This is a genomic window from Streptomyces coacervatus (genome assembly GCF_029223485.1).
Taxonomy (GTDB): Bacteria; Actinomycetota; Actinomycetes; order Streptomycetales; family Streptomycetaceae; genus Streptomyces; species Streptomyces coacervatus.
In genome coordinates, this window is record NZ_JARHTP010000015.1 from 56,553 (window position 1) to 82,864 (window position 26,312).

At 71.2% G+C, this 26,312-nt stretch carries 27 protein-coding genes; 8 read left to right on the top strand and 19 right to left on the bottom strand.

Annotated elements, in window-relative coordinates:
- On the top strand, window positions 1–1,134 hold the full coding sequence (locus P2Q00_RS32245) for an Mrp/NBP35 family ATP-binding protein (RefSeq protein WP_275776929.1): 1,134 nt from the start codon (window positions 1–3) through the stop codon (window positions 1,132–1,134).
- Between the two features lie 86 nt (window positions 1,135–1,220).
- Here P2Q00_RS32245 and P2Q00_RS32250 read toward each other — a convergent pair whose 3' ends face one another.
- From P2Q00_RS32250 to sigE, 5 genes are all read right to left on the bottom strand, one after another.
- A complete protein-coding gene (locus P2Q00_RS32250; RefSeq protein ID WP_275776931.1) occupies window positions 1,221–1,892 on the bottom strand; it encodes a hypothetical protein in 672 nt (223 codons plus the stop codon).
- Between the two features lie 260 nt (window positions 1,893–2,152).
- Window positions 2,153–2,611 (bottom strand): sec-independent translocase, encoded by a 459-nt coding sequence (locus P2Q00_RS32255; RefSeq protein ID WP_275776932.1) that lies wholly within the window; start codon window positions 2,609–2,611, stop codon window positions 2,153–2,155.
- Between the two features lie 205 nt (window positions 2,612–2,816).
- Window positions 2,817–5,024, bottom strand: coding sequence for a S1C family serine protease (locus tag P2Q00_RS32260; RefSeq protein ID WP_275776933.1), 2,208 nt, complete (start codon window positions 5,022–5,024; stop codon window positions 2,817–2,819).
- Window positions 5,025–5,248: 224 nt separating this feature from the next.
- Window positions 5,249–6,241 carry an anti-sigma factor family protein gene (locus tag P2Q00_RS32265; protein ID WP_275776935.1) on the bottom strand — a complete coding sequence of 331 codons (993 nt, stop codon included), beginning with the start codon at window positions 6,239–6,241 and terminating at the stop codon, window positions 5,249–5,251.
- The gene (sigE, locus tag P2Q00_RS32270; protein ID WP_275776936.1) at window positions 6,238–6,942 is read right to left on the bottom strand and encodes an RNA polymerase sigma factor SigE; all 705 of its coding nucleotides are present in this window, start codon (window positions 6,940–6,942) and stop codon (window positions 6,238–6,240) included. The genes P2Q00_RS32265 and sigE overlap by 4 nt, the downstream gene beginning before the upstream one ends.
- 301 nt (window positions 6,943–7,243) lie before the next feature.
- Here sigE and P2Q00_RS32275 point away from each other — a divergent pair, with 301 nt between their 5' ends.
- Window positions 7,244–7,876 (top strand): O-methyltransferase, encoded by a 633-nt coding sequence (locus P2Q00_RS32275; RefSeq protein WP_275777231.1) that lies wholly within the window; start codon window positions 7,244–7,246, stop codon window positions 7,874–7,876.
- 129 nt (window positions 7,877–8,005) lie between these two features.
- Here the strand turns inward: P2Q00_RS32275 and P2Q00_RS32280 are convergent, their stop codons facing one another.
- The gene (locus P2Q00_RS32280) at window positions 8,006–8,173 is read right to left on the bottom strand and encodes a DUF3117 domain-containing protein (protein WP_003966491.1); all 168 of its coding nucleotides are present in this window, start codon (window positions 8,171–8,173) and stop codon (window positions 8,006–8,008) included.
- Window positions 8,174–8,538: 365 nt separating this feature from the next.
- On the opposite strand from P2Q00_RS32280, the gene chcB reads away from it, so the two are divergent.
- Window positions 8,539–9,342 carry a 2-cyclohexenylcarbonyl CoA isomerase gene (gene chcB / locus P2Q00_RS32285; protein WP_275776937.1) on the top strand — a complete coding sequence of 268 codons (804 nt, stop codon included), beginning with the start codon at window positions 8,539–8,541 and terminating at the stop codon, window positions 9,340–9,342.
- A gap of 69 nt (window positions 9,343–9,411) precedes the next feature.
- Here the strand turns inward: chcB and P2Q00_RS32290 are convergent, their stop codons facing one another.
- Together P2Q00_RS32290 and P2Q00_RS32295 are read right to left on the bottom strand one after the other, a co-directional pair.
- A complete protein-coding gene (locus P2Q00_RS32290) occupies window positions 9,412–9,993 on the bottom strand; it encodes a DNA-3-methyladenine glycosylase I (protein ID WP_275776939.1) in 582 nt (193 codons plus the stop codon).
- Window positions 9,990–10,346, bottom strand: coding sequence for a DivIVA domain-containing protein (locus tag P2Q00_RS32295; RefSeq protein WP_275777233.1), 357 nt, complete (start codon window positions 10,344–10,346; stop codon window positions 9,990–9,992). The genes P2Q00_RS32290 and P2Q00_RS32295 overlap by 4 nt, the downstream gene beginning before the upstream one ends.
- Window positions 10,347–10,510: 164 nt before the next feature.
- Here P2Q00_RS32295 and folP point away from each other — a divergent pair, with 164 nt between their 5' ends.
- Window positions 10,511–11,371, top strand: a complete 861-nt coding sequence (gene folP, locus P2Q00_RS32300) for a dihydropteroate synthase (protein ID WP_275776941.1) — start codon at window positions 10,511–10,513, stop codon at window positions 11,369–11,371.
- 114 nt (window positions 11,372–11,485) lie between these two features.
- Here folP and P2Q00_RS32305 read toward each other — a convergent pair whose 3' ends face one another.
- A complete protein-coding gene (locus P2Q00_RS32305; RefSeq protein WP_275776942.1) occupies window positions 11,486–12,244 on the bottom strand; it encodes an LOG family protein in 759 nt (252 codons plus the stop codon).
- A 69-nt stretch (window positions 12,245–12,313) separates the two neighbouring features.
- Window positions 12,314–13,393, bottom strand: a complete 1,080-nt coding sequence (gene dapE / locus P2Q00_RS32310; protein ID WP_275776944.1) for a succinyl-diaminopimelate desuccinylase — start codon at window positions 13,391–13,393, stop codon at window positions 12,314–12,316.
- A gap of 85 nt (window positions 13,394–13,478) precedes the next feature.
- Here dapE and P2Q00_RS32315 point away from each other — a divergent pair, with 85 nt between their 5' ends.
- A complete protein-coding gene (locus tag P2Q00_RS32315; protein ID WP_275776946.1) occupies window positions 13,479–14,459 on the top strand; it encodes a heavy metal transporter in 981 nt (326 codons plus the stop codon).
- A gap of 279 nt (window positions 14,460–14,738) precedes the next feature.
- Window positions 14,739–15,197 (top strand): ATP-binding protein, encoded by a 459-nt coding sequence (locus tag P2Q00_RS32320; protein WP_275776947.1) that lies wholly within the window; start codon window positions 14,739–14,741, stop codon window positions 15,195–15,197.
- Between the two features lie 64 nt (window positions 15,198–15,261).
- Here P2Q00_RS32320 and P2Q00_RS32325 read toward each other — a convergent pair whose 3' ends face one another.
- A complete protein-coding gene (locus tag P2Q00_RS32325) occupies window positions 15,262–16,353 on the bottom strand; it encodes a bifunctional succinyldiaminopimelate transaminase/glutamate-prephenate aminotransferase (RefSeq protein WP_275776949.1) in 1,092 nt (363 codons plus the stop codon).
- 138 nt (window positions 16,354–16,491) lie between these two features.
- Window positions 16,492–16,812, bottom strand: a complete 321-nt coding sequence (gene fdxA, locus P2Q00_RS32330; RefSeq protein WP_275776950.1) for a ferredoxin — start codon at window positions 16,810–16,812, stop codon at window positions 16,492–16,494.
- Window positions 16,813–16,951: 139 nt separating this feature from the next.
- Here fdxA and P2Q00_RS32335 point away from each other — a divergent pair, with 139 nt between their 5' ends.
- The gene (locus P2Q00_RS32335) at window positions 16,952–17,968 is read left to right on the top strand and encodes a GNAT family N-acetyltransferase (protein WP_275776952.1); all 1,017 of its coding nucleotides are present in this window, start codon (window positions 16,952–16,954) and stop codon (window positions 17,966–17,968) included.
- A 32-nt stretch (window positions 17,969–18,000) separates the two neighbouring features.
- Window positions 18,001–18,852, top strand: a complete 852-nt coding sequence (locus P2Q00_RS32340) for a transglutaminase-like and tetratricopeptide repeat-containing protein (RefSeq protein ID WP_275776954.1) — start codon at window positions 18,001–18,003, stop codon at window positions 18,850–18,852.
- An 89-nt stretch (window positions 18,853–18,941) separates the two neighbouring features.
- Here the strand turns inward: P2Q00_RS32340 and P2Q00_RS32345 are convergent, their stop codons facing one another.
- The 7 genes from P2Q00_RS32345 to mshB form a co-directional block, all read right to left on the bottom strand.
- Window positions 18,942–19,556 carry a response regulator transcription factor gene (locus P2Q00_RS32345; RefSeq protein WP_275776956.1) on the bottom strand — a complete coding sequence of 205 codons (615 nt, stop codon included), beginning with the start codon at window positions 19,554–19,556 and terminating at the stop codon, window positions 18,942–18,944.
- On the bottom strand, window positions 19,553–20,743 hold the full coding sequence (locus P2Q00_RS32350; RefSeq protein WP_275777235.1) for a sensor histidine kinase: 1,191 nt from the start codon (window positions 20,741–20,743) through the stop codon (window positions 19,553–19,555). The genes P2Q00_RS32345 and P2Q00_RS32350 overlap by 4 nt, the downstream gene beginning before the upstream one ends.
- Before the next feature lie 5 nt (window positions 20,744–20,748).
- Complete coding sequence (locus P2Q00_RS32355; protein ID WP_275776958.1) at window positions 20,749–21,480, bottom strand: ABC transporter permease; 732 nt, start codon at window positions 21,478–21,480, stop codon at window positions 20,749–20,751.
- A complete protein-coding gene (locus P2Q00_RS32360) occupies window positions 21,477–22,406 on the bottom strand; it encodes an ABC transporter ATP-binding protein (RefSeq protein WP_275776960.1) in 930 nt (309 codons plus the stop codon). Before P2Q00_RS32360 ends, P2Q00_RS32355 begins: the two co-directional genes overlap by 4 nt.
- Window positions 22,407–22,563: 157 nt before the next feature.
- Window positions 22,564–24,861 (bottom strand): hypothetical protein, encoded by a 2,298-nt coding sequence (locus tag P2Q00_RS32365; protein ID WP_275776962.1) that lies wholly within the window; start codon window positions 24,859–24,861, stop codon window positions 22,564–22,566.
- Window positions 24,862–25,015: 154 nt separating this feature from the next.
- Window positions 25,016–25,426, bottom strand: coding sequence for a DUF6113 family protein (locus P2Q00_RS32370; protein WP_275776963.1), 411 nt, complete (start codon window positions 25,424–25,426; stop codon window positions 25,016–25,018).
- Window positions 25,423–26,286, bottom strand: coding sequence for an N-acetyl-1-D-myo-inositol-2-amino-2-deoxy-alpha-D-glucopyranoside deacetylase (gene mshB / locus P2Q00_RS32375; protein ID WP_275776964.1), 864 nt, complete (start codon window positions 26,284–26,286; stop codon window positions 25,423–25,425). Before mshB ends, P2Q00_RS32370 begins: the two co-directional genes overlap by 4 nt.
- Window positions 26,287–26,312: the final 26 nt, after the last annotated feature.

Genomic DNA, 26,312 nt, shown 5'->3' on the forward strand with positions numbered 1-26,312 from the left:
ATGGCTAGCGAAGACGCGGTGCGCGAGGCACTGGCGACGGTGAACGACCCCGAGATCAACCGGCCCATCACCGAACTCGGGATGGTGAAGTCGGTGGAGATCGGCGCGGACGGGGCGGTCGCGGTCACCGTGTACCTGACGGTCTCCGGCTGCCCGATGCGCGAGACGATCACGCAGCGTGTGACCGAGGCGGTCTCCCGGGTCGACGGCGTCACCCGCGTCGACGTCACGCTGGACGTCATGAGCGACGAGCAGCGCAAGGAGCTGGCAGCCGCGCTGCGCGGCGGCACGGCCGAGCGCGAGGTCCCCTTCGCCAAGCCGGGCTCGCTCACCCGTGTGTATGCGGTCGCGTCCGGCAAGGGCGGCGTCGGCAAGTCCTCGGTGACGGTGAACCTGGCGGCGGCGATGGCCGCCGACGGCCTCAAGGTGGGTGTCGTCGACGCCGACATCTACGGCCACTCGGTGCCGCGCATGCTCGGCGCGGACGGCCGTCCCACCCAGGTCGAGAACATGATCATGCCGCCTTCGGCCAATGGCGTGAAGGTCATCTCCATCGGCATGTTCACGCCGGGCAACGCCCCGGTGGTCTGGCGCGGCCCGATGCTGCACCGCGCGCTGCAGCAGTTCCTGGCGGACGTGTACTGGGGCGACCTGGACGTCCTGCTGCTCGACCTCCCGCCCGGCACCGGCGACATCGCCATCTCGGTCGCCCAGCTGGTCCCGAACGCGGAGATCCTGGTCGTCACGACCCCGCAGCAGGCGGCGGCCGAGGTCGCCGAGCGCGCGGGTTCCATCGCCGTCCAGACCCACCAGAAGATCGTCGGCGTCGTCGAGAACATGTCCGGCCTGCCCTGTCCGCACTGCGGCGAGATGGTCGACGTCTTCGGCACGGGCGGCGGCCAGTCGGTCGCGGACGGCCTGACCCGTACGACGGGTGCGACGGTCCCCGTCCTCGGCGCCATTCCGATCGACGTCCGCCTCCGCGAGGGCGGCGACGAGGGCAAGCCGGTGGTCCTGACCGACCCCGACTCCCCGGCGGGCGCGGCCCTGCGGGGCATCGCGGGGAAGCTGGGCGGCCGCCAGCGCGGCCTTTCGGGGCTGTCGCTGGGGATCACGCCGAAGAACAAGTTCTAGAGGCTTCCAGAGGCTCCAGCGTTCGTACGTACGACTGTGGGGGCGCCGTCCATGTGTGACGGGCGCCCCCACTGTCGTGAGCGTTGCTAGGCGTACGTGCCGATGTCCTTGACCATGGCGAAGCCCAGGCCGTAGGCGCTCATGCCTCTCCCGTATGCCCCCACGTGCACCCCTTGCTGCGTCGAACCAGCGAGGACCCAGCCGAACTCGGACTCGCGGTAGTGGAACGGCGTAGGGACGCCGTCCACCGGCAGGGACAGCGTCGACCAGTCCGCACCGGCCAGATCGTCCGCGAGGGCCCAGGCCGTCTCGGTCTGCTGCTCCAGCCAGTCGTCACGCAGCGAGTGGTCCATCTGCCCCGGCCAGGTGAAGGACAGCAGCCCCACACCGGCGAGCCAGGCCGCCGAGGACACCGAGGTGGCCTCCAGAAGACCCGTGCCGTCCGCGCTGCGCCGTACGGGGTTCGCCGCGACCGTGACCACGACCGCGAACTTCTCCTTGGGCTCGCCGGACGCTCCGACCGCGTACTCGTTCTTCACGGAGGGCTCGTCGCCGTGCCCGATCGAACCGTGTTCGACAGCTCCGTCGGCCGCCGTCCCGACCTGCATCAGCCAGCGCGGCCCCGTGAAGGCCTCGTCGAGGCCGTACCACGGGAAGGGCGCCAGCAGGTAGCCGTCGACCGTGCGCCGGGCGGAGGGGAGCTGTTCTGCGCCCTCCGCGGCCGGCGCCTGCGCGACTGCCTGACTCGTCGTCTCCATGTGCCCGGACGCCTCCTCGCTCTCGTCGGACCGGAGCGGCCCGCCCCCCTTCGGGCGGCGTTACTCCTCGAAGTACGGTCCGCACAACAACTCGGCAGCATAGCCACCCCACTCAGGACGCACCGGAAACCGCCCGGCGCGTGGGTCTCACCGAGGGCGGGTTCAGGCCGTGCCGAGGGGGCGTGGAGTATGAAACGCGTCACGTACCGCGCAGAGGATCAGCCGGGGCGTACGGCGCAGAGCCTTTGTTCTCAGGGCTCTCAGGTGGCGTCCGCGTCGAAGGGCGGGCGGTCGTCTTCCTCGGGCTTCTTCGTCATGTCGATACGGCCACCGGTGGAGCCGGACGACGTCGAGGGAGACGACGAGGACGCTTCGGACGATGCGGACGACGGCGCGTCGGTGCCGTGGACCGCGTCCGTGACCTCGGCCATCTCCTTCTTCAGGTCGAAGCCGTTGCGGATCTCCTTGAGCCCCAGTTCGTCGCTGTCCATGTGCTTGCGGATGAACGTCTTGGGGTTGAGGTCCTCGAACTCGAAGTCCTTGAACTCCGGGCCGAGTTCCGACCGGATGTCCTGCTTGGCGCTCTCCGAGAACTCACGGATCTTACGGATCGTCCGTGTGACGTCCTGGATGAACTTCGGGAGCTTGTCCGGACCGAAGACGAGCACGGCAAGGACAACGAGCGTCACCAGCTCGAGCGGCCCTACGTCATTGAACACCTGAAGCTCCTTGCGATGTCCTCGGCCCTCGGCCCTCGATGGTCTGTTCGGGTCTTCCGTGGTCCGGGCCGGATCCACGGTACCCGGCGATCCCGTACGACCGGTACTGTCCCGGGGGCTCCGAGTGCGTCTTCATGCGCGGTTTTGGGGGTTGTTTGCCTTGTGGGGCAGGGGTTGGGGGGTGCACCTGTGAGGTTTGTGTCAATCAGTCGCCGTCGGCGGAACCGAGCACCAGTGCGATCTTCTTCTCCTTGCCGTCGCGCCGTACGGTCAGCTCCAGGCGGTCGCCGGGGCGGTGGGCGCGGGTCTTGACGATCAGCTCCTCGCCGGAGTGCACGCGCTGGCCGTCCACCTCGGTGATGATGTCGCCCGCCTTGATGCCGGCCTTTTCGCCGGGGCCGCCCGCGGTGACGGCGGGGCCGCCGCCGCTCGCCTTTGTTCCGACCCGGGCGCCGTCGCCGGTGTAGTCCATGTCGAGGGTGACGCCGATGACGGGGTGGGTCGCCTTGCCGGTGTTGATGAGCTCCTCGGCCACGCGCTTGGCCTGGTTGACGGGGATGGCGAAGCCGAGCCCGATGGAACCGGCCTGCCCGCTCTCGTCGGTGCCGCTGCCGCTGTCGGCCGACCGGATGGCGGAGTTGATGCCGATGACGCGGGCCTCGGAGTCCAGGAGGGGCCCGCCGGAGTTACCGGGATTGATGGGCGCGTCGGTCTGCAGGGCATCCACATACGACACGTCACTCCCGTCGGAGCTGTCGCCGCCGGCCGTGATGGGCCGTTCCTTGGCGCTGATGATGCCGGAGGTGACGGTGCCCGCCAGGTCGAAGGGGGCGCCGATGGCGACGACGGGGTCGCCGACCCGGACGTTGTCGGAATTGCCGAGCGCCATGGGCTTGAGCCCGCGGACATTGCTGACCTTGACGACGGCGAGGTCGTACCCGCTGTCCCTGCCCACGACGGTGGCCTTGGCCGTGTCCCCGCTGTTGAAGGTCACGGATATCTCGCCCGACGAACCGGCGGCGGGTTCGACGACGTGGTTGTTGGTGAGGATGTGACCCCGGTCGTCGAGAACGAACCCGGTCCCGGTGCCCGACTCCTCGGCACCCGTGACATGCAGGGTCACCACGCTGGGCAGGGCCCGGGCGGCAATCCCGGCCACACTGTCCGGAGCCCGCCCCACAGGCTCCTTCCCGGCCTGAGGCAGCTCTACGGCCCCCAGGCCCCCGTTGCGCTCGAGATAGGCCCCGATGACCCCGCCGACCCCACCGGCCACAAGAGCAAGCACCACAGCTCCCCCGACAAGCCCCCTCTTCACCCGCCGCCGCTGGTCCTTGCTCTCGACACCGGCCCCGGTCTGCTGGAGGGGGGCGGGTGCCCAGGGGTCGTAGTTCTGCCAAGGGGTGGCCGAGGGTGCGGGGGCGGCAGGCGCCGGTATGCCGAGGGGTTGTGTCGGGGCGGGCGCTCCGTGGGGCGTGGGGACCGGCGCGGGGGTGGCAGGCGCCGGGGGCGGCAGCTGGGCCGGGATACCGGCGGGCTGCGTCGGGGCGGGCGCTCCGTGGGACGCGGGGACCGCCATAGGGTCGGGTGCACCGGCGACCGGCGCAGGGGTGCCAAGTGCCGGGGGCGCCAGCTGGGCCGGGATACCGGGAGGCTGCGTCGGGGCGGGCGCTCCGTGGGACGCAAGGGCCGCCATGGGGGCATGTGCACCGGCGACGGGCGTGCCGTGGGCCTGCGGCGGTACGGGGGTCGGCGCGGCGTGTGGTGGGGTCGGCATCGGTATCGCCGTGCCCTGGGCGGGTGTGGCTGCCGGGTGCTGCACTGGCGGAGCGGGGGCCCAAGGGCCGGGCTCGCCGTACGGCGGGGTGCTGTAGGGGTCGGGATCGTGCAGGGGTCTGGGACGCTCGGCGGCGGGTGCGGGAGGGGCGGGAACCGCAGCCGAGTCCATGGGCGCGAAGGGGGCCTCAGCGGGCCGGTGCAACTCGTAGTCACCCCCGGTACGCGGGTCGTCCGAGCCCGCTCCCTCGGCGTCGCCCCGCGAGCCGACGGCCGAGCCGCCGCCGGCCTCCGAACCGGCCACGTCCCGCGGAGCCCTCAACTCGAAGTCACCGTCGGAGAGAGCGCCTCCGCCACCGCCGACCTCAGCGGGACGCCCCGGCGCGACCTCCCCCACCGAAGCAGCCTCGCCCTCACTCCCGGCACCGTCCGGCCGCTCCAACTCGAAGTCGCCCTCGGGGAGAGCCGCACGCTTGCTGACGAAACCTTCCGGCCAACCCGGCGTCGTCGATTCCGGTGCCCCGTCCGCAGGCCCCGGCGAACCCGCCACCACCGCTTCCACAGGAGCCGACGAACCGTCCGCCGAACCCGCAGCCTCCGACAGCCCCACCGCCGCGTCCGAAGCAACGGGCTCGCTCACCGCCCCCGCCGTCTCCCCCACAGAACTCTGCGGGCGTGGTCGGCTCCACCACTTGGGCTTCGTGGGCTTCCCCTCGTTCATGCTCTCCCCACAGCTGGCCACGACGCGGCGCGGCTCGGCTCGTCGGCGGTGGCCTCAGTTGTCGACTCCGCGCGCGGCTGCCTGCCGTGGGCGCGGTCCACCCCGGATTCAACCAGGTTCACGGGCCGTCGCGCAGGGGCCGGTCAGGGGGAGGTGTGGGGAGAGGAAGGAGCGGAGGTCGAGTCGGGGACGGGTGCGGCCAGAAGGCCAGGGGACGAGACCTCAGGGGTCGTGGACCAGGAGGTCAGGGTGAGCGGCGGGGTCGTGGTGAGCGGACGTATCAGCGGGGACATCACAGCGGCGCCAGCCATCACGGGGGTGGTCAGCGTGTGCATCGTCTGCGCCACGACTGCCGGGCTCGGTACACCCGGCAGCAGCGGTGCGGACACCTCGGTCGGGGCCACCGGGGCATTGCCGAACGACTGCCCGCCCTGCGCAAGCAGTGGACCGGCGCCGCGGCGCCGCTGGGTCTCGGGGGCCGTGGCGGCGCCCGTCCCCTGCGTACGCATCGGCGTCACATTGCTGCCCGCACCCGAGCCGCCGCGTGCGTCCGTGGTGTCGGCCGGGGTACCCGTCGTGACGCCGCCGAGCGCGACCGCGGCGAGCGACACCGCACCGGCGGCGACGAACGCGAACCGCATCCCGCGCGAGGCCGACCGCTCGGACTCGTGCCGGCTGACGTCGTGTATCCGGAAGCCACGGTCCGCGGACGGCGGGAGCATCGGGGCGTGCGGCGGCGCGGAGGGGACGTAGCCGAACTCGAAGCGCTCGCCCCGCCTCAGGCCGAAGACCCCGGTGACGCCCGGTCTTCCGGAGGCTCCGCCGGGAAGTCCGCCGGCAAGTCCTCCCCCGCCGAACGGCGAGCCACCGCCGTCCGGATCATCTCCCCCCGGAAGCCCCTGGAGACGTGCCAGGAAGCTCTCGGAGGGAGGCGGCGGGGCCGCCTCGGCGAACACGTTCTTCAACTGTCGCTGCGCATCGGCCTCCGCCTTGCACTTGGCACAGGTGGCCAGGTGGGCGAGGACTCGGTCGCGCGACTCATGACCGAGCTCTCCGTCCACCAGGGCGGAGAGTCGGTCTCCCAGGTGCTGCTCGGCCAGACGCCTCTCGGCGGGGCTGGGTCGTGTTGCACTCACGCGGTCGCGCCCCCTCCCCCCAGTGCGGGCACACGAGGCACGAAGGAACGGCGCTCGGAGGCCCGGGCCTCCGGCGAGCGGTGCGCGAGGGCCTTGCGCAGCTGCGAGCGGCCGCGGTGGATCCGGGAGCGGACCGTACCGAGCTTGACGCCCAGGGTCGCGGCGATCTCCTCGTACGACAGTCCTTCGATGTCGCACAGGACGACCGCGGCGCGGAACTCGGGCGCGAGGGTGTCGAGCGCCTGCTGTACGTCCGCGTCGAAGTGCGCATCGTTGAAGACCTGCTGGGGCGACGGCTCACGGCTGGGCAGCCGCTCGGCCGCGTCCTCGCCCAGCGCGTCGAAGCGGATGCGCTGCTTGCGGCGGACCATGTCCAGGAAGAGGTTGGTGGTGATCCGGTGCAGCCAGCCCTCGAAAGTGCCCGGCGTATAGGTCGACAGGGACCGGAAGACGCGGACGAAGACCTCCTGGGTGAGGTCCTCGGCGTCGTGCTGGTTGCCCGTCAGACGGTAAGCCAGCCGGTAGACGCGGCCACTGTGTGTGCTGACGATCTCCTCCCAGGTGGGCGGAGTCCACGCCTGCCCGTCCGCGTCGGTGGAGAAAGTCGCGGTCTGGGCGTGGTCAGCGGCGTGGCTGGAGTCAGCAGCGGTGTCGTTCACGGATTTCGGCCTGCCTGCCGAACCGAGAAAGCGCCGCAGCACTCCTCCCCGATCCACAGGCGCAGCCGCACCTCCCCTGTCGGCTCTGGTGGTGTCCAGTGGAGCCCCTACCATAGCCACCTCGCCCGTTAGCTCCGGATAAGCGGTTTTACGAGAATTTGATCTGGGCTGATACCGCTCGGACCCCTGCGTCTGCAGTTGCTCGGGCCGCCGCCCCTCATCGTGATCCAACTGTGTCCCCCCGTGCCGTCTCCTACCCCTCTAAACGCCCGGTCCCATCTGCGGGTTCCCGGCCCCAACGGATACAGTCACGCCCAGGCAACCACGGGGACAGGAGAGGGTCATTACCGGCAACCGGCAGACGAGCTGGGCGTTCGCCGACGCCTACGTCGCCGAGGACGAAGTGCTGCGCTGGGCCCGTGACCGGGCCCGTGAGGCGGGCCTGCGCTCGGTGTCGCCCGGCACGGGCTCCGCGCTGCGGTTGCTGGCGGCTTCGGTGGCCGCGAAGGCGGTGGCGGAGATCGGCACCGGCACCGGCGTCTCCGGCATCCATCTGCTGCACGGCATGCGCCCGGACGGGGTGCTGACCACGGTGGACCCCGAGCCCGAGCACCAGCAGTTCGCCCGCCAGGCCTTCCGCGCCTCCGGTTTCGCCAGCAACCGCGCCCGCTTCATCCCGGGCCGCGCCCTGGACGTCCTGCCCCGCCTCGCGGACGCCGGCTACGACCTGGTCTTCTGCGACGGCGACCGCCTGGAATTTCTCGACTATCTCGCTGAATCGTTGCGCCTGCTGCGCCCCGGCGGCCTCGTCGTCTTCGAGGGCGTCTTCGCCAACGGCCGCACGGTGGACTCGGGCCCGCAGCCCACGGAGGTCCTGCGTCTGCGGGAGCTGCTGCGCGCGGTGCGCGAGAGCCAGGAGCTGGTGCCGTCACTGCTGCCGGTGGGCGACGGGCTGCTGTGCGCGGTCAAGCGGTAAGGGTCCGAGAAGGGGCCGGTCCGAGATCGAGCGGGGAAGGGCCGGGAACGAGCGGGAAACGACCGGTAAACAGCAACCCCGGCACCACTTGGGTGCCGGGGCAGCTGAAAGGGTATGGTCGCTTCCGCGTCAGCCGACGACCTTCTTGAGGGCGTCGCCGAGCGCGTCGGCCTCGTCAGGGGTCAGCTCGACGACGAGCCGACCGCCGCCTTCGAGCGGAACGCGCATGACGATGCCCCGCCCCTCCTTGGTCACCTCGAGCGGGCCATCGCCCGTCCGCGGCTTCATGGCCGCCATGCTCGTTCCCCTTCCTGAAACCAGCTCATCGTCAAAGCCGACGGCCCTGGGAGGGCACGCCTGTCCAGCGTGGGACACGCGACACCGGCATCGAACACATTGCTTCCAGGCCATTATCCCGCATCTCAGGACCCGATGACCAACATCAGTCGGCATCGCTTGGGCAACGCGCGCGAGCAAAACCACTCAATTCGGCGATGTGACTGCGATACTGCGCGGCCGCACGGACTTCCGCCGACCGGAAACCGTCCAGAATTCTTTGACGCAGGTCACACGTCCACTCCGGTCTCTCTCCGCCATGCTGTCCTACGGACAGGGGCGTACCGGCCGGTACGCCTGAACCGCGACAGCGGAGGGGACACAACATGGCCGACACCGTGCTCTACGAGGTGAGCGACGGACTCGCGACGATCACGCTGAACCGCCCCGAGGCGATGAACGCGCTGAACATCGCGACGAAGGTCGCCCTGCGGGAGGCGGTTCGCTCCGCGGCCGAGGACGATGCCGTACGGGCGGTGCTGCTGACCGCCGCCGGGGAGCGGGCGTTCTGTGTGGGGCAGGACCTCAAGGAGCACATCGGGCTGCTGGTGCAGGACCGGGAGACGGGGTCCGGGCAGACCATGAGCACGGTGAAGGAGCACTACAACCCGATCGTGCGCGCCCTTGCCGGGATGCCGAAGCCTGTGGTGGCCGGCGTGAACGGGGTTGCCGCCGGGGCCGGCTTCGGGCTCGCGCTCGCTGCGGACTACCGCATCGTGGCGGACACGGCTGCCTTCAACACGTCTTTCGCCGGGGTCGCGCTGACCGCCGACTCCGGCATGTCATGGACCCTGCCGCGGGTCGTCGGGCCCGGGCGGGCCGCCGACCTGCTGCTCTTCCCGCGGAGCGTCAAGGCGCAGGAGGCGTACGAGATGGGTATCGCGAACCGTCTTGTGCCGGTCGGTGAGCTGCGGGCCGAGGCGGAGAAGGTGGCTCGGGCGCTGGCCGAGGGGCCGACGGTGGCGTATGCGGCGATCAAGGAGGCGGTGGCCTTCGGGTTCTCGCACACCTTGTCCGAGACCTTGGACAAGGAGGATGAGCTGCAGACTCGGGCGGGGTCGTCCGAGGACCATGTGATTGCGGTGCAGGCGTTTGTGAACAAGGAGAAGCCGAAGTACTTGGGCCGGTAGGTCCGGGGGCACTATTCACCGTCGGGGGCTGCGGGTTCGTCGTGGTTGATCGCGCAGTTCCCCGCGCCCCTATAGGGCGCGTCTCGCCACGCATGTTTCCAAGTGGTCGTCCACCAGACCACACGCCTGCATCAACGCGTACGCCGTCGTCGGCCCCACGAAGCGCAGGCCCCTCTTCTTCAGGGCCTTCGACAGGGCCGTCGACTCCGGGGTGACCGCCGGGACGTCCCCGAGAGTCTTCGGGGCCGGGCCCGGGGTCGGGGCGTAGGACCAGATGAACTCGTCCAGCTCTCCCGGCGCCCACTCCGCGAGCACCCGTGCGTTGGCCAGCGTCGCGTCGATCTTGGCTCGATTTCGGATGATGCCCGCGTCGGCCAGGAGGCGGTCCCGGTCCGCCTCCGTGAAGGCGGCGACCTTCTCGATCTTGAAGTCGGCGAAGGCCTCGCGGAAGCCGGGGCGGCGGCGCAGGATCGTGATCCAGGACAGGCCGGACTGGAAGGCCTCGAGGCTGAGGCGCTCGTAGAGGGCGTCGTCGCCGTGGACCGGGCGGCCCCACTCCTCGTCGTGGTACGCCACGTAGTCCTCGGTGGACAGGGCCCAGGGGCAGCGCAGGGCGCCGTCCGGGCCGGCCAGGGCGGTGCCGTCGCTCACTGCTGGTCCTCCCGGCCGTGCATCGGCTTGTCCATGGTGACGTGGTGTGCGGCGGCCTGGGCGCCCGCCAGTGCGGACTCCAGGTCGGCGATACGGGCGTCGCGCTCGGCGAGTTCGGCGCCGAGGCGGTTGAGGGCGTCGTCGACGTCCGACATGCGGTAGCCGCGGGCGGCGAGCGGGAAGCGGAGGCTGTCGACGTCGGCGCGGCCGACGGGCCGGTCCAGCGGCAGCGGGTCCTGCAGCCGCTCGGGGGCCGCCTCGGGCAACGGGCCCTCGCCCTCTCCACCGCCCACCACGGCCAGTGTCACCGCGGCGACCACGACGGCGAGAGCGACGACCAGGAACAAGAACATAACCATCGCTGTGGTCCCCACGCTCGATGTACGGAAGCTGGATGAAGCTGAAGATGAAGCCGAATGTGTCTGGGACCGATCGTGCCATGCGAGTCTGACAGTTAGGGTCGCGGGCGGCCGAGGAACCGGTCTTACCCAGGTCGTACTACGAGAGGTCACAGCGGATGCTCAGGCTGGGCAGGCGCGCATTCGAGGCGCACGAGCCGGTGATCATGGCGATCGTGAACCGGACCCCTGACTCCTTCTACGACCAGGGGGCGACCTTCCGTGACGAGCCCGCCCTCGCGCGCGTGGAGCAGGCGGTGTCCGAGGGTGCTGCCATCATCGACATCGGCGGGGTGAAGGCAGGGCCGGGGGAAGAGGTGTCGGCCGAGGAGGAGGCGCGGCGGACGGTGGGGTTCGTCGCGGAGGTGCGGCGGCGCTTCCCGGACGTCGTGATCAGTGTGGACACCTGGCGGGCCGAGGTCGGCGAGGCCGTGTGCGAGGCCGGGGCGGATCTGCTGAACGACGCGTGGGGCGGCGTCGACCCGGGGCTGGCGGAGGTCGCGGCGCGGTACCGGGTCGGGCTGGTGTGCACGCACGCGGGGGGCGCGGAGCCGAGGACCCGTCCGCATCGGGTGGCGTACGACGATGTCGTGGCCGACATTCTGCGGGTGACGCTGGGGCTGGCCGAGCGGGCGGTGGCGCTGGGGGTGCCCCGGGAGTCCGTGCTGATCGACCCCGGGCACGACTTCGGGAAGAACACCCGGCACAGCCTGGAGGCGACGCGGCGACTCGGGGAGATGGTCGAGACGGGGTGGCCCGTTCTCGTGTCCCTGTCCAACAAGGACTTCGTGGGCGAGACGCTGGACAAGCCGCTGAAGGAGCGGGTGGTGGGGACGCTCGCCACCACCGCCGTGTCGGCGTGGCTGGGGGCGCAGGTGTATCGGGTGCACGAAGTCGCCGAGACTCGGCAGGTGCTGGACATGGTGGCGTCGATCGCCGGGCATCGGCCTCCGGCGGTGGCTCGGCGGGGGCTGGCGTAGGGCTTTTCTCGCCCCCGCCGCCCCTACCCGTCCCGTCCCCAGGGGGCTCCGCCCCCTGGACCCCCGATCGGCCTGAACGGCCTCGTCCTCAAACGCCGGACGGGCTGAGAATGGTCAGCGGGCCGCTTCCTTCGAGACCAGGGCCACCGCCTCGTCCACATCGTCCGTGACGTGGAACAGGAGCAGGTCCTTCTCCGAGGCCTTGCCCTGGGCGATCAGTGTGTTCCTGAGCCAGTCGACCAGGCCGCCCCAGTACTCGCTGCCGAACAGCACGATCGGGAAGCGGGTCACCTTCTGGGTCTGCACCAGGGTGAGCGCCTCGAAGAGTTCGTCCAGGGTGCCCAGGCCGCCGGGCAGGACCACGAACCCTTGCGCGTACTTCACGAACATCATCTTGCGGACGAAGAAGTAGCGGAAGTTCAGGCCGATGTCGACGTAGGGGTTCAGACCCTGTTCGAAGGGCAGCTCGATGCCGAGGCCGACCGAGATGCCCTTCGCCTCGCAGGCGCCCTTGTTGGCGGCCTCCATGGCGCCGGGGCCGCCGCCCGTGATCACTGCCCAGCCCGCCTCCACCAGGCCGCGGCCGAGCCGTACCCCCGCCTCGTACTCCGGCGAGTCCACCTTGGTGCGCGCCGAGCCGAACACGCTGATCGCGGGCGGGAGTTCGGCGAGGGTGCCGAAGCCCTCGATGAACTCCGACTGGATGCGCAGCACCCGCCAGGGGTCCGTGTGGACCCAGTCCGACGGGCCGCCCGCGTCCAGCAGACGCTGGTCGGTCGTGCTCGCCGTCACCTGGCTCCGCCTCCGGAGGACCGGTCCCAGGCGCTGCTCCTCCGGTGGCACTTTCTTGCCCTCGGGGTTCCCGGTAGCCATGTGCGCTCCCTCCGCTTGCGGGGTGTTTCCACCTCAGCGTAGATCTACGCGGGTTACGGACGAGGGACCTCAGCGTGTCAGCCAGTTGCGCAGGCGTTCCTCGCCCGCCAGGATCTTGGCCGTTTCGACCCGTTCGTCCCGCTTGTGTGCCAAGTGCGGGTTCCCCGGGCCGTAGTTGACCGCGGGGATGCCGAGGGAGGAGAAGCGCGACACGTCGGTCCAGCCGTACTTCGGCTGCGGGGTGCCGCCGACCGCCTCGATGAAGGCCGCCGCGGCCGGGTGCGAGAGGCCGGGCAGTGCTGCGCCGCTGTGGTCGTCCACCACGAACTCCTGCACCCCGCAGTCCGCGAAGACCTCCCGGACGTGGGCGATCGCCTCGTCCTCCGTGCGGTCGGGGGCATAGCGGAAGTTGACGGTCACGACGCACTCGTCGGGGATGACATTGCCTGCCACACCGCCCGAGATGCCCACCGCGTTGAGGCCCTCCCGGTACTCCAGGCCGTCGATCACCGGGTAGCGCGGTTCGTACGACGCCAGGCGGGCCAGGATCGGCGCGGCCGCGTGGATCGCGTTGGAGCCCATCCAGCTGCGCGCCGAGTGGGCCCGCTCGCCCTTCGTCTTCAGCAGGACCCTGAGGGTGCCCTGGCAGCCGCCCTCGACCTCGCCGTCCGAGGGCTCCAGGAGCACCGCGAAGTCGCCCTGCAGCCATTCGGGGTGCGCCTCGGCGACGTGCCTCAGGCCGTTGAGGTCCGCCGCCACCTCTTCGTTGTCGTAGAAGACGAAGGTCAGGTCGCGGTTGGGGGCCGGGACCGTGGCCGCGATGCGCAGCTGCACCGCCACGCCCGACTTCATGTCGCAGGTGCCGCAGCCCCACAGGACGCCGTCCTCGTCCAGCCGGGACGGGACGTTGCCGGCGATCGGCACCGTGTCGATGTGACCGGCCAGGATCACCCGCTCCGCACGGCCCAGGTCCGTCCGCGCGACGACGTTGTTGCCGTACCGCTCGACGGTCAGCTGCGGCAGGGCGCGCAGGGCGGTCTCGATCGCGTCGGCGAGGGGCTTCTCGGTGCCGCTCTCGGACGGGAAGTCGACGAGCTGCGCGGTGAGCTCGGCAGCGTCCAGGGTGAGGTCAAGCGGGGTGTCGGCCATGCCGTCGACCCTAACCCGCCGGCGCCTGGGCCCACTGTGCACATCCGGCTCGTGGGCCACAGTGCCCTCCGCTACCTTGTACGACGTGCCAGAGCCGTCACCCACCCTCAAACGCCGTGGCCGCCTCTTCCGCATCGGGGCGGCCTTCGTGGTCCTGCTCGCCCTCGCGGGCTATCTCACGGTGCAGTACGTCACCGGGGGCAGAGGCGCGTCGGGCTGCAAGGTGGTCTCGGGCGGGAGCGACGGGGCGGCGTACGAGTTCACGCCCGAGCAGGCGGTGAACGCGGCGACGATCGCCGTGGTGGGCACCGGGCGCGGCATGCCCGAGCGGGCGGTGACCATCGCGCTCGCGACCGCGCTGCAGGAGTCGGGGCTGCACAACATCGAGCACGGCGACCGGGATTCGCTCGGCCTGTTCCAGCAGCGGCCCTCGCAGGGCTGGGGCACCAAGAAGCAGATCCTGGACCCGACGTACGCGGCGGGCGTGTTCTACCAGCACCTGGCCAAGGTGCAGGACTACGCGAAGCTCCCTCTCACCGAGGCCGCGCAGCGCGTGCAGCGCAGCGGCTATCCCGAGGCGTACGCCAAGCACGAGCCGGACGCCGCCCTGCTCTCCGCCGCCCTCACCGGGAACGCGGCGGCCACGCTGACCTGCGCCGGTCTCCCGGCCACCACCGAGGCGGCGGGGCCGGACGCCGTACGGGCCGCTCTCGTACGGGACTTCGGGCGTGACGCACTGCAGCCGGCCGGCGCGGAAGTGAGCGCCAGGTCGACACCGGCGTCCTCGGCGGCCCCGAGCACCCGGACCACCACCGCCCGCACCGTCACGGTCCCCGTCGTCGCCGACAAGAGCCCCGCCAAGGGCCGCAGCGTCCGGCAGCGCGGCTGGCAGCTCGCCCACTGGGCCGTGGCCAACTCCTCCGCGCTGCACATCGAACGCGTCTCCTACGGCGGACGGGAATGGACCGCCGGAAACGCCGACAGCCCGTGGCACCCGGCCGCCGCGGCAGGTTCCGGCGGGGCGGAAAAGGCTGCGGGCGCGGTCCGAATCGTCACTGCGCAGTAGTGCGGGCCTTCACTCGCGCGGGTTATGCCCGGCATGCGCGGTCCACGGTGTGGGCAGGTTTTCGCACCGTCACCCCTGTATCCGTCAAAGCCCTTGTGAACAAAGGGGTGTAAGGATTCGGCACGCTTTCCGGCGGGGCGCTTTTTGCCCGTTTTTATCCGCAGCCGATAATGCGACGCATTGCCAACTCTTTGCTTTGGGACGCCGCAACCTTCAGAGGCTTCGAGCGGTAGTTACTGCGTCCGAGCCCGGACGATCAACATCCATCGAAGGAGCATCATGTCCCTCCCCCTGACCCGTCGGATCGCCCGTGCCGCGCTGCTCGTCGCAGCGGGAGCGGCTGCCGGGGTCGGTGCGGCCGGCTCCGCGAGCGCGGCCCCCGAACTGCCCGCCGCCCCGAACGTCGGCGGCCTGACCGCCGTGGACGGGGCGAGCGTCGGCAACACCGTCGACGGTGCGGCGCAGAACGTCACCGGGCTCGCCGGCGAGACCGGCGGCAACGCGGTCAAGAAGGCCGTGCCGAACGCGGGCAAGACCGGTGGCAGCGTTGCGAAGACGGCGGCGCCTGCGGCGCAGCGGACCGCGGGTGCCGCGGCGGGCTCCGTCGGGGAGATCGTCGGCGTCACCACGCAGACGGCGACCAAGGACGGCGGCACCCTGCCGACCGGCGGCCTGACCAAGGGCGGCCTGACGGCCCCCGGCCAGCTGCCGGTGAAGGGCCTCCCGATCACCGGCTGAGCGACCTGCACGACGAGGGGGCCCGGGACACTGTCCCGGGCCCCCTCGTCACGTCCACGGACGGCTACAGACGCTCCACGGCCGCCCGCACCCGCTCGTCCGTCGCCGTCAGCGCCACCCGTACGAACGTCTCGCCGGCCGTGCCGTAGAAGTCGCCCGGCGCGACCAGGATGCCGAGCTCGGCCAGATGGGCCACGGTGTCCCAGCAGGACTCGTCCCGCGTCGCCCACAGATAGAGGCTGGCCTCGCTGTGCTCGATGCGGAAGCCGTGGCCGAGGAGCGCCTCGCGCAGGGCCGTACGCCGGGCCGCGTACCGCTCCCGCTGCTCACGGACATGGGCGTCGTCGCCCAGAGCCGCCACCACGGCCGCCTGCGTGGGCGCCGAGGTCATCATGCCGCCGTGCTTGCGGATCTCCAGCAGCGGACCGAGTACGGCGGGGTCGCCGGCCAGGAAGGCCGCACGGTAGCCCGCCAGGTTGGAACGCTTGGAGAGGGAATGGACGGACACGATGCCCTCGTACGAGCCGCCGTTCACGTCGGGGTGCAGGACCGAGATCGGCTCCGCCTCCCAGCCCAGCTCCAGGTAGCACTCGTCGGAGAAGAGCAGGACGTCGTGCTCGCGCGCCCAGGCGACGATCCGGGTCAGCTCGTCCTTGCTCAGCACCTTGCCTGTGGGGTTCGACGGCGAGTTGAGCCAGAGGAGCTTCAGATTCGCGGGGTCGAGGTCCGTCGGATCGTCGTAGACCTCGTACTCCGCGCGCGCCAGGCGGGCGCCGACCTCGTACGTCGGGTATGCGAGGCGCGGGTACGCGACCTTGTCGCCGGGGCCGAGGCCCAGCTGGGTGGGGAGCCAGGCGACGAGTTCCTTGGAGCCGACGATCGGCAGGACGTGCCGGTGGGTGACCTCGCGGGCGCCGAGCCGGCGCTCGACCCAGCCGGTGATCGCGTCGCGCAGGGCCGGCGTGCCCCAGACCGTCGGGTAGCCCGGGGAGTCCGCCGCGTCGATCAGCGCCTTCTGGATCAGCTCGGGGACCGGGTCGACCGGGGTGCCGACGGAGAGGTCGACGATGCCGTCCGGGTGCGAGGCGGCCGTCTTCTTGTACGGCTCCAGCTTGTCCCAGGGGAAGGTGGGCAGGCGGTCGGAGACTGCGGACACGGGATCTGGCTCACTTTCTGGTACGGCAGAGGGCATAAAGGCCCTGGTACGGCAAACGCCTCGGCCCCGTACGGCGATCACCAGGGCGATCCGGCCGTACGGGACCGAGGCGGCACGGTGTGCGGGCCGCTTGGGTGACTACTCGGCCTGCGGCGGCAGAGCGGCGATGACGGGGTGGTCCCGCTCGATGAGGCCCAGCTTGCTGGCGCCGCCGGGGGAGCCGAGCTCGTCGAAGAACTCGACGTTCGCCTTGTAGTAGTCCTTCCACTCCTCCGGAGTGTCGTCCTCGTAGAAGATCGCCTCGACCGGGCATACCGGCTCACAGGCACCACAGTCGACGCATTCGTCCGGGTGGATGTACAAGGACCGCTGGCCCTCGTAGATGCAGTCGACCGGGCACTCCTCGATGCACGCCTTGTCCTTGACGTCGACACAAGGCTGCGCGATGACGTAGGTCACGCTGTCGTTCCTCCTCGATAGGGCGCTGGCGGGCCTCCGTAGGCTCCGCCGCCTGGCGCGCGGGAGCGCGGCTCGTCGATGCCCGCCCCTAGTATCTCCGTTCTTGGGCTTGATCCGAACAGGAGGGGTGAACTGACCTGTGGAAATCTCGGCCGGCGGACGTCTCGAGGTTCGTATCACCGCTGCTGACGTGGGGAAACGGGTCTCGGTACGACGCTTGATCGAACCTGCGGTCCCGGAAGAGAAGTTCACCGACACGGTGGGTGTTCTCACATCATGGGACAACGGTGTGCTGCTGATCACACGCAAGGGCGGCGAGAGCGTCCGGATTCCGGAATCCTCGCTGGTCGCGGGGAAGGTCGTGCCCTCGGCCCCGGCCCGGCGCAGGGGCCCCGCCGCCTCCTACGAGGAGCTCGCGCACGTCGCCACGCGCGCGTGGCGGCCGATGGAGAGCGAGCGGCTCGGCGAGTGGGAGCTGCGGGCCGCGGGCGGGTTCACCCGGCGCGCCAATTCGGTGCTGCCGCTCGGCGACCCGGGCGTGCCCCTCGACGAGGCGCTGAGCGTCGTACGACGGTGGTACGGCGACCGTGGGCTGCCCGCGTACATCCAGACCGCGACCGGCGCCGAGGGCACGCAGGAGCTGCTGTGCGCGGAGCTGGAGCGGCGCGGGTGGGTGCGTGAGGTGACCGCCGAGCTGTGGGTCGGGGCGCTGGCGCCGGTCGCAGACCGGACCGAGGGAGCCGGTGTCGTGCTGTCCCGGGAGGCCGACGAGGCATGGCTTGCGCGGTACCAGCGCAAGGGGGTGAGCGAGGTGGCGCTGAAGGTACTGGGGAGCGGGCCGTCGGTGTGGTTCGCGACGGTTCCCGGATCGTCGGAGGGTGCGGCGCCCGCGGCGATCGGGCGGTGTGTCGTGGACGGGCGCTGGGCCTCCTTCGCCGCGGTCGAGGTAGATCCGGCGCTGCGGCGGCTGGGGCTGGCCACCACGGTCATGGCCGCGCTGGCCCGGCAGGCCCTGGAGGAGGGCGCCTCGGCCGCCTGGCTCCAGGTCGAGGAGGACAACGCCGGGGCGCGGGCGCTGTACGCCGGGATGGGCTTCGCCGCGCACCATGCGTACCACCACTACCGGGAACCGGCGGCTCCCGGCAGCGGCCAGTAGTACCGATCGCCGGGAGAGGGCACGAGCCTGCTATGCGTCCCCCATACCCCCCACCGCCCGAGAGGTCCGCCGAGCTGCGGCGGCGGTTCGCCGAGGAGGCGCGGTCCGAGCGGCCCGATCTGTCCACGCTGTGCCTGCTGGTCGGCGCGGAGGCGGACGGGGCGCTGGACGAGGCGGGCCTGGACGCCGCGCAGATGGAGCTGGACCGGCTGGCGGGGCGGGTGCCGTTCCGGCCCGGCGGTCCGATGGCCTGGGCAACGGCGCTGCACCACCTCCTCGGGGCGCAGGACGGCTTCCGCGGCTCCCCCGCCGACTATCAGCGCCTGGAGTCGTCGCTGCTGCACGAGGTGCTGCGGCGGCGGCGCGGGCTGCCGATCCTGTTGTCGGTGGTGTGGATGGAGGTCGCGCGGCGGGCGGGGGCGCCGGTGTACGGGGTCGCTCTGCCGGGGCACTTCGTGGTGGGGTTCGGGCCTCAGGAGCAGCAGGTGCTGGTGGATCCGTTCGACGGGGGGCGTGTGCTGGGTGCCGGCGACGCGGAACTGTTGGTGGCCGGGGCGACCGGGGCTCCATTGGATCAGGCGATGTTGACGCCGACGGATCCGTTGGATGTGGTTCTGCGGATTCTCAACAACATCCGGGCGTGGGCTGCGGCGCGGCCGGAGCGGTCGGATGTGTCGCTGTGGGCGGTGGACCTGTCGTTGTTGTTGCCTTCGCATCCGGCGCGGTTGCGGTATGAGCGGGCGCAATTGCTTGTGCAGCGGGGGGACTTCGTCGATGGGGCGGTGGAGTTGGAGGCGTATGCCGGGGTTTTGGCGGCGGTGGATGAAGCGGCTGCGCAGCGCGTGCGGGGGCAGGCCCGAGCGGCTCGTGCACTGCTCAACTGAGTTCGCCTAATCGCCATGGGGGAGTCTGTAATTGCGCGAGTGCTGGTTCGTCGTGGCTTGTCGCGCAGTTCCCCGCGCCCCTTGGGGGGTTACAGCCAGCCTTTTTCTCGTGCTATCCGGACGGCTTCGGCCCTGTTTCGTACAGCCAGTTTCTGGATTGCCATGGAGAGATAGTTGCGGACGGTGCCCTGGGACAAATGCAAGGCCTTTGCCAGTTCCGCATTCGTCGAGCCGTCCGCCGCCGCCCGCAGGACCTCTCGCTCTCGGTCCGTCAGGGGGTTGGCGCCCTCTGCCAGGGCTGCTGCCGCCAGCGTCGGGTCGATGACCCGCTCCCCCGCCAGTACCTTCCGTACCGCCGCTGCCAGTTGGGCCGCCGGGGCGTCCTTGACCAGGAAGGCGTCGGCGCCTGCTTCCATCGCGCTGCGGAGGTAGCCGGGGCGGCCGAAGGTGGTGAGGACGACCAGCTTCACGCCGGGGAGGGTCTTGTGGACCTGGGCCGCCGCCTCGATGCCGGTGCAGCCCGGCATCTCGATGTCGAGGAGGGCCACGTCCACGGCGTGCTCGCGTGCCGCGGCCAACACCTCGTCGCCGCGGGCCACTTGGGCGACGACCTCGATGTCGTCCTCCAGGCCGAGGAGCGCGGCCAGCGCCTCGCGGACCATCGACTGGTCCTCGGCGAGCAGCACCTTGATCGTAGGACTCATGCACCGGATCCTACGGGCGGCGGTGTGTCGACAGGGACGCGGGCGACCAGGCGGAAGCCCTGCTTGACGCGGCCGGCCTCCAGGGTGCCGCCGGCCTTCTCCAGGCGTTCCGTCAGGCCCGTCAGACCGTTGCCGGGGCCCTTGCCGGAGCCGCCGGAGCCGTTGTCCTCGACGGAGAGTTCCAGGACCGGGCCGTCCAGGGTCTGGCGGTGCAGCACCTCCACCGTGCAGCGCGTGGCGCCGCTGTGCCGTACGACGTTGGTGACCGCCTCGCGCAGCGCCCAGGCCAGGGCGGACTCGCTCTCCTCGGGGACGCCGGTGAGGTCCGGTTCGGCGGGGACGTCTGCCGTGACGCTCGCTGCCGTCAGAGCGACCTGTGTGCCCGCGAGTTCCGCGGACAGGCGCGGGCGGCGATAGCCGGTGACGGCCTCGCGGACGTCCACCAGGGCCTGGCGGCTGACCTGTTCGATGTCGGCGACCTGCTGGGCCGCCTTGTCGGGGTGGTCGGGGAGCATACGGCCCGCCAGTTCGCTCTTCAGCGTGATCAATGACAAGGAATGCCCCAGCAGGTCGTGCAGATCCCTGGCCAGGCGCAACCGCTCCTCGTTGGCGGCCAGTTGAGCCACCGTCGCGCGGGCCTTGCGCAACTCCACCGTCGTCCGCACCAGTTGCTTCACGCCCATCATCGCGAAGCCCAGGAGCAGCACCACCAGGACCAGGCTCCAGTCGTCCAACCCGACGTGCAGGCCGACCAGGACCATCGCGAGGGTGTTCGCCCCGACCGCCCCGTACGCGATCCGCTGCGGCAGCGTGGCACCGCAGGTGACGGAGACGTACACGAAGAGGCCGAGCCACGGCTTGCCGAGGGTGAGGCTCAGGACGACGGCGAGCGTGCCGAGCAGGAGGACGAGGGCGCCGACGAACCGGCCGCCGAACGACCGGCCCATGTTCCGGAAGACCAGAGTCAGATAGACGCCGGTGAAGGAGATCAGGGCCACCCAGCCGGCCGCGGTCGCGGCCGTCGAGTGGTGGCCGGAGGTCAGGTCCTGCACCGGCGATCCGAGGAAGATCAGCCAGGGCAGGATCCAGACGATCTTGCGCATCGCCTCGGCCCGGTTGCGGGGCTCCTGCCCGACCCGGATCGCGTTCTCGGCCCGGAGGTCCCCGGGCAGCCCGTCGTCCGTCATCGTGCTCACGCCTTCAGCGTGTCCTTCCGGTACAGCCAGGCCGCGCCGCCCGCGAAGAGCAGGAAGAAGACGACGAGGATGGCGATGTCCTGGGCATGGGGGGCCTGGCTCTGTTCGATGGCCCGTCCGAGTGCAGCGTACGCGTGCGTGGGCAGCCACTTGGCGATGTCCTGCAGCCAGGTCGGGAAGGTGGAGGACGGCATCCACAGGCCGCCGAGGATCGACAGACCGAAGTAGACGATCATTGTGATCGGGCGGACCGCGTCTCCGGAGGCGAGGTAGCCGATGGCGACGCCGAGCGCGGCGAAGACCAGGCTGCCGGCCCAGATCGCGCCGGTGAGGGCGACCCACTGCCAGGCGTCCAGGCGTACGTCCTTCACGGCGGCGGCGACCAGGAACACGACCACGATGGACGGCAGGCTCACCACGGCCGCGCTGGCGGTCTTGGCGAGGACGTAGCCGCGACCGGGCAGCGTGGTCAGCCGCAGCTGCCGTACCCAGCCGCCCTCCCGCTCCTTGGCGATGCGCTCGCTGTTGCCCATCAGGACGGCGGTCAGGGCGCCGAAGGAGGCCATGGAGACCATGACGTACTTCGCGACGCTCAGGCCGCTGCCGTCGACATTGCCCGTCTGGTTGGAGACGAGCAGGAAGATCACCGACGGGTAGATCACCGAGAAGAACAGGAACTTGCGGTTGCGCAGGGCGCGGGCGAGTTCCAGCTTGATGAGACTGTTCATGACTGCTTGGCCTCCTCGGCGGCGGTGATGGCGACGAAGGCCTGCTCCAGACCGAGGCCGGCGACTTCGAGGTTGCGGGGGTAGACGCCGAGGCCGTAGAGGGCGTGGACGGTCGCGTCGGCGTCGGTGGACTGGATGCGGATGGTCTGGCCCGAGATGTCGACAGAGGTCAGGAACGGGAGCGCGCGGATCGGGGTCTCGTCGATCTCGCCCTCCAGGTCGAAGGAGACGCGGCGCGCGCCCGCCTTCGCCTTGATCTCGGCCGCCGTGCCGTCCGCGAGGAGGCGGCCGCGGTGCAGGACGAGCACGCGGTCGGCGATCGCGTCGGCCTCCTCCAGGTAGTGCGTGGCGAAGAGGACCGTACGGCCCTGGTCGGCCTGCTCGCGCATGGTGGCCCAGAAGGCCTGGCGGGCGGAGACGTCCATGCCGGTGGTGGGCTCGTCGAGGACGATCAGGTCGCTGTCGCCGGCCGTGGCGAGGGCGAAGCGGACGCGCTGGGCCTGGCCGCCGGAGAGCTTGTTGACCTTGCGGTCGGCGATCTGGGAGATGCCGGCGCGGGCCAGCACGTCCTTCGCCTTGTACGGCTTCGGGTGCAGGTCGCAGGCGAGCTTCACCAGCTCGGCGACCGTGACCTCGTCCATCAGTCCGCCGCTCTGCAGCATGGCGCCCACCCGCCCGGCGACGATCGCGTCGCGGGGGCTGGTGCCGAAGACGCGGACCGTACCGCTGTCGGCGTGCTTGAGGCCGAGCAGCAGGTCGAGGGTGGTGGACTTGCCGGCCCCGTTGGGCCCCAGCAGGGCCACGGTCTCCCCCGGGTGCAGCGCGAGGCTCAGCCCGTCGACCGCGCGTACGGTCCCGTAGGTCTTGCTCACCTGGTCGAAGCCGACCACCGGGGTGGTGGCGGTCGCTGTCGCTGTCGTCGTCATGTCCACCATGGTGGCGGGGAGCCCTCAGGTCGGGGCAGTGTCGGCGGTCCCGAGTGGCGGATGACAGATGTCATGCGCAGGCCGTGACAGCGGTCGGTGACATACGACGAGAGGGCACCCGGCGTCGCGCCGGGTGCCCTCTCTCGGTCGTGCCGGGCTAGCTCGGGTTCGTCTGGATGACGCCGACCCGGTTGGTCTTGCTCAGCAGGGCCTGGCGCAGGGCGACGTAGACGTCCTGCGGCGTGACGGCGGTCTTCTTGCCGGTACCGCGGGTGATCTGGACGCCGTCGAAGGCGCCGCCGTAGAGCTTCTTGAGCGCGGTCAGGTCGGGGCTGTCGACCAGCTTGCCGTTCACGGCCTTGACCTTCAGGAACTTCCACAGGGAGTTCTGCGGGCTGAAGGCCACCGGGGAACCGCCCGAGTCCGTCTTGACCGTGACGAGCCCGGACATGGCCGGCTCGGCGAAGGCCTTCATCTCCCGGTCGACCTCGGCGTTCGTGACACTCGGCTGCTGGGTCGTGGTCACGACCGCGACCGGGTCGGTGGAGTTGGTCTCCACCTGGTTGCGGTACGCCTCCTCGACCGCCTGGGCCGACTTGGCGGCGTCGATGCCCTTGCCCGCCTTGCCGTAGACGGCGACGGCCTTGCCGGACTTGAACTCGATCGCGCCCTCGGTCATCGAGCCGGAGCCGCCGGCCGCGGTCTGCAGCGCCGCGCTCAGCTTCTCCTCGTCGACCGGCATGACCGGGTCGACGACGCGGTGGTTGCCGAAGAGGGAGCCGATGACGGAGATCGGGTTGTAGTCGGCCTCCGCTGCCGCGGCGACCGTGGACTGCTCGTCGAACTGGAGGCCCGACTGGTCCGGCTTGAGCGAGACGGTGGAGCCGCCGACCGACAGCTTCAGCGGCTTGTTCACGCGGGCGCCGAAGGCCGCATCGAGCTTCTTGACCGCCTCGTCGCGGGTGCCGCCGCCGATGTCGACGCCGAGCACGGTGGTGCCCTTGGGCACGTCGGAGTGGTTCATCAGCAGCCCGGCGCCGTACGCCAGACCGCCGACGACGACCACGCCGGTGCCGAGCAGCACCAGCTTGTTGCGCCCCTTCTTCTGTTTCTTGGGCGCGGAGGCGGCCGACTTGTTCTGGGAGGTCGGCTCGGGCAGCTTCGGGGGCGTGTGCGGCAGCGGGCCGTCGGTGTGGGCGCCGGGCCCGAACGGGGAGTTCGCGCCGGGCGGCACGACCGGGATGCCGCTGGTGACGGTGTGTCCGGAGACGTTGTCCGGCGCCGGGAAGCCCTGCTGGCCCGGCTCGGGGGCCGGCTTCTGCGGGGTGAGGATCGCGGTGTCGTCGCTGAGGCCGCCACCGGGACCGAGGCCCGCACCGAGCGGGCCGCCGATGGTTCCGGGGCCCGCGGGGCCACCAGGCCCGCCGATGCCTGCGGGTCCGCCGAGGCCGGCAGGTCCGCCGGAGCCGACAGGTCCCGCAGGTCCGGAAGGTCCCGCAGGTCCGCCGCCGAAGGGCGAGGTCAGGGAGCCTTCACCGGTGACCGGTCCGACGGTCGGGCCCGCGGGGCCCTGGCCGCCGCGGCCGTTCGGCCCGCTGAAGCCGCTCGCGCCGCCGTAACCGCCTTGATTGTTCTGCCCGTTCTGTCCGTTCTGGGTGCTGCGCTCGCCGTCCGAGAAGTACGGGAGCTCGTCACGGCGCGGTTCGCCGCCGCCACTGCCGGGGCGCGCGCCGCCCCCGAGCGGTCCCGCGGCCAGCGCCTCGGTGACGTCGAAGGAACCGGTGCCGCCGCCGTGCCCGGGGGCCACGGGCCCGCCGGTCGCTCCGGGGAGGCCTGCGCCGTTCGTCCCGCCGGGACGGGAGATGCCGCCGCCCGCACCGCCGGGCCGGGAGCCGCCCGGCACGCTCATGGAGCCGACCACACCGCCGGGGCGGCCGGCGCCCGGACGGGTGCCGCCGGAAGGGGCACCCGGGCCGAAGGGCCCACCGCCCGGGGCGGGCGCGCCCGCGCCCGAACCACCCGGCAGACCGGCCCCGTTGGTCGGGCTGCCGCCCTGACCGCCCTTGGCAGGAGCGGACTTGCGGGGCGCGAACCACCCGCTCGTCTTCTCCTCGGCGGGCTGAGCGGGCTCGGCCGGAGGCTCGACCGTGCTCATGGCCTGGGTCGCCCCCGGCGCCGGCGCCTGGGTCTCCCCGGTGTCGTCGGAGCTGTCGGCGTCCGCGACGGGCGTACGCACGACGACCGGCGGAATGGGCCGCGACCCGGGGATGTTGATCCGGATCCGGGTCGTCAGCGTGGTCTCGGTCTTGCGGTCCTCCGGCTGCGCGGCCGAACGGCCCGCATCCGTACCGGCGTCGGAAGCCGTGGGGGTCCCGTACGGCGGCGTGCCCGACGGGTAAGCGGCTCCGCCGCGCCCGTTGGGCCCGGAGGACGGAGTGTCAGTTTCACGACTCAAGGCAGGTTCTCCCGGTTGGCTCCGCCGCCCGACACAACCTCACGGGCGGCTCGGCGGCGCGCACCACCATACTGGCCACTTCTGGCGCGTATCCCATGACCGCCGGGGAAACCCACACGGGACTCGCACCAGTGGTTAATGGCGAAGTGGTACGTCACTTGCCAAGTCGGACGTCACGGCCACCTGGTTGCCGCCCCTGTCCAAGGGTGGCGCACATCACAGCCACGGCCATCCCTCCGAGGAGGAAGAGATAGGAGCCGCCTCCTGCGCCGAAGAGGAAGTCCCCTTCGGGTCTGCTGGCGGTGAGCAGAATGACGGAGATCATCCATCCGGCGGCGGGCGCGATCGCCCCGCCCCGGGTGTCGGTGGCCCGCCCGCCGCCCAGACAGAGCCCGGCCTCGCCGGCGAGCGCGAGCAGCAGACCGCCCGGGAACCAGCCGGCCTGCACCAGCGCACCGGCCGCCCCGACGACCGCGCCGAGCACGAAGAGACCCAGGTACAGGAGCGTCCGCCCGGCGGAGGGCCGCTCCAGCGGCTGGGCGAGCATGGAACCGCGCTCCGTCATGACGCCTCCTCGATGTCGAGCCCGGCGAAGAGATCGGCCTCTCTCGGCTCTCCGCCTTCCCCGCGCACCAATTCGTAGTACTCGGTGGTGAAGAGGGGCTGTGCCTGCTCGTTGGAGAGCGCGAAGTACGGTTCCGCGACCTCGATCTGCGTGGCGTGCGCCCGCATCGCGGCGGCCTTGGCGGCGGCGTGTGCGGTGCCGTCGATCTCGGTGGTGATCCGCTCGTCGGGCACGACACCCGGTACGTCGTCGATGACAGCAGCCTTGAAGAAGGGCAGACCGGGCAGATCCTCCGCAAGCCGGGCGAAGGCGCCCTCGGCTACGGAGCGGGGCACCCGGTTCCAGTAGATCTTGGGGATCTGCCACCCCGCCCCGGCGGCCAGTTCGGCGGCGCGCATGGCGACGCGGTGGGCCTGGATGTGGTCGGGGTGGCCGTATCCGCCGTTGTCGTCGTAGGTGACGAGGACCTGGGGGCGTACTTCGAGGATGACCTCGACGAGGTGCCGGGCCGCCTCGTCGACGTCCGCCTGCCAGAAGCAGGCCGGATCGTCGTTGTCGGCCAGGCCCATCATCCCGGAGTCCGTGTAGCGGCCCGGGCCGCCGAGCTGACGGAAGTCCTCCACGCCGAGTTCGCGCATGGCGGCGGTGAGCTCGCCGAGCCGGTACTCGCCCAGGGCGGCGCCGGTGAGGTGCTGGAGCTCCGGCGGAATGACCTCGCCGAGCTCGCCGAGGGTGCAGGTGACCAGGGTCACGCGGGCACCCCCGGCCGCATACGCGGCCATGGTCGCGCCGTTGTTGATCGACTCGTCGTCCGGGTGCGCATGCACCAGCAGCAGACGCCGGGCGGGCTGTTCCGTCATGGAGCCCACCCTACGAGGCGGCACTG

Excerpts from the sequence above, each read along its gene's own strand:
- P2Q00_RS32360 (WP_275776960.1), bottom strand. The coding sequence starts at position 22,406 with ATGACGACGACAGCGACAGCGACCGCCACCACCCCGGTGGTCGGCTTC.
- P2Q00_RS32295 (WP_275777233.1), bottom strand. The coding sequence starts at position 10,346 with ATGTTCTTGTTCCTGGTCGTCGCTCTCGCCGTCGTGGTCGCCGCGGTG.
- folP (WP_275776941.1), top strand. The coding sequence starts at position 10,511 with ATGCTCAGGCTGGGCAGGCGCGCATTCGAGGCGCACGAGCCGGTGATC.
- P2Q00_RS32280 (WP_003966491.1), bottom strand. The coding sequence starts at position 8,173 with ATGGCGGCCATGAAGCCGCGGACGGGCGATGGCCCGCTCGAGGTGACC.
- P2Q00_RS32340 (WP_275776954.1), top strand. The coding sequence starts at position 18,001 with ATGCGTCCCCCATACCCCCCACCGCCCGAGAGGTCCGCCGAGCTGCGG.
- P2Q00_RS32320 (WP_275776947.1), top strand. The coding sequence starts at position 14,739 with ATGTCCCTCCCCCTGACCCGTCGGATCGCCCGTGCCGCGCTGCTCGTC.
- P2Q00_RS32245 (WP_275776929.1), top strand. The coding sequence starts at position 1 with ATGGCTAGCGAAGACGCGGTGCGCGAGGCACTGGCGACGGTGAACGAC.
- P2Q00_RS32370 (WP_275776963.1), bottom strand. The coding sequence starts at position 25,426 with ATGACGGAGCGCGGTTCCATGCTCGCCCAGCCGCTGGAGCGGCCCTCC.
- P2Q00_RS32250 (WP_275776931.1), bottom strand. The coding sequence starts at position 1,892 with ATGGAGACGACGAGTCAGGCAGTCGCGCAGGCGCCGGCCGCGGAGGGC.
- P2Q00_RS32305 (WP_275776942.1), bottom strand. The coding sequence starts at position 12,244 with ATGGCTACCGGGAACCCCGAGGGCAAGAAAGTGCCACCGGAGGAGCAG.
- chcB (WP_275776937.1), top strand. The coding sequence starts at position 8,539 with ATGGCCGACACCGTGCTCTACGAGGTGAGCGACGGACTCGCGACGATC.
- mshB (WP_275776964.1), bottom strand. The coding sequence starts at position 26,286 with ATGACGGAACAGCCCGCCCGGCGTCTGCTGCTGGTGCATGCGCACCCG.
- P2Q00_RS32345 (WP_275776956.1), bottom strand. The coding sequence starts at position 19,556 with ATGAGTCCTACGATCAAGGTGCTGCTCGCCGAGGACCAGTCGATGGTC.
- P2Q00_RS32355 (WP_275776958.1), bottom strand. The coding sequence starts at position 21,480 with ATGAACAGTCTCATCAAGCTGGAACTCGCCCGCGCCCTGCGCAACCGC.
- P2Q00_RS32350 (WP_275777235.1), bottom strand. The coding sequence starts at position 20,743 with ATGACGGACGACGGGCTGCCCGGGGACCTCCGGGCCGAGAACGCGATC.
- dapE (WP_275776944.1), bottom strand. The coding sequence starts at position 13,393 with ATGGCCGACACCCCGCTTGACCTCACCCTGGACGCTGCCGAGCTCACC.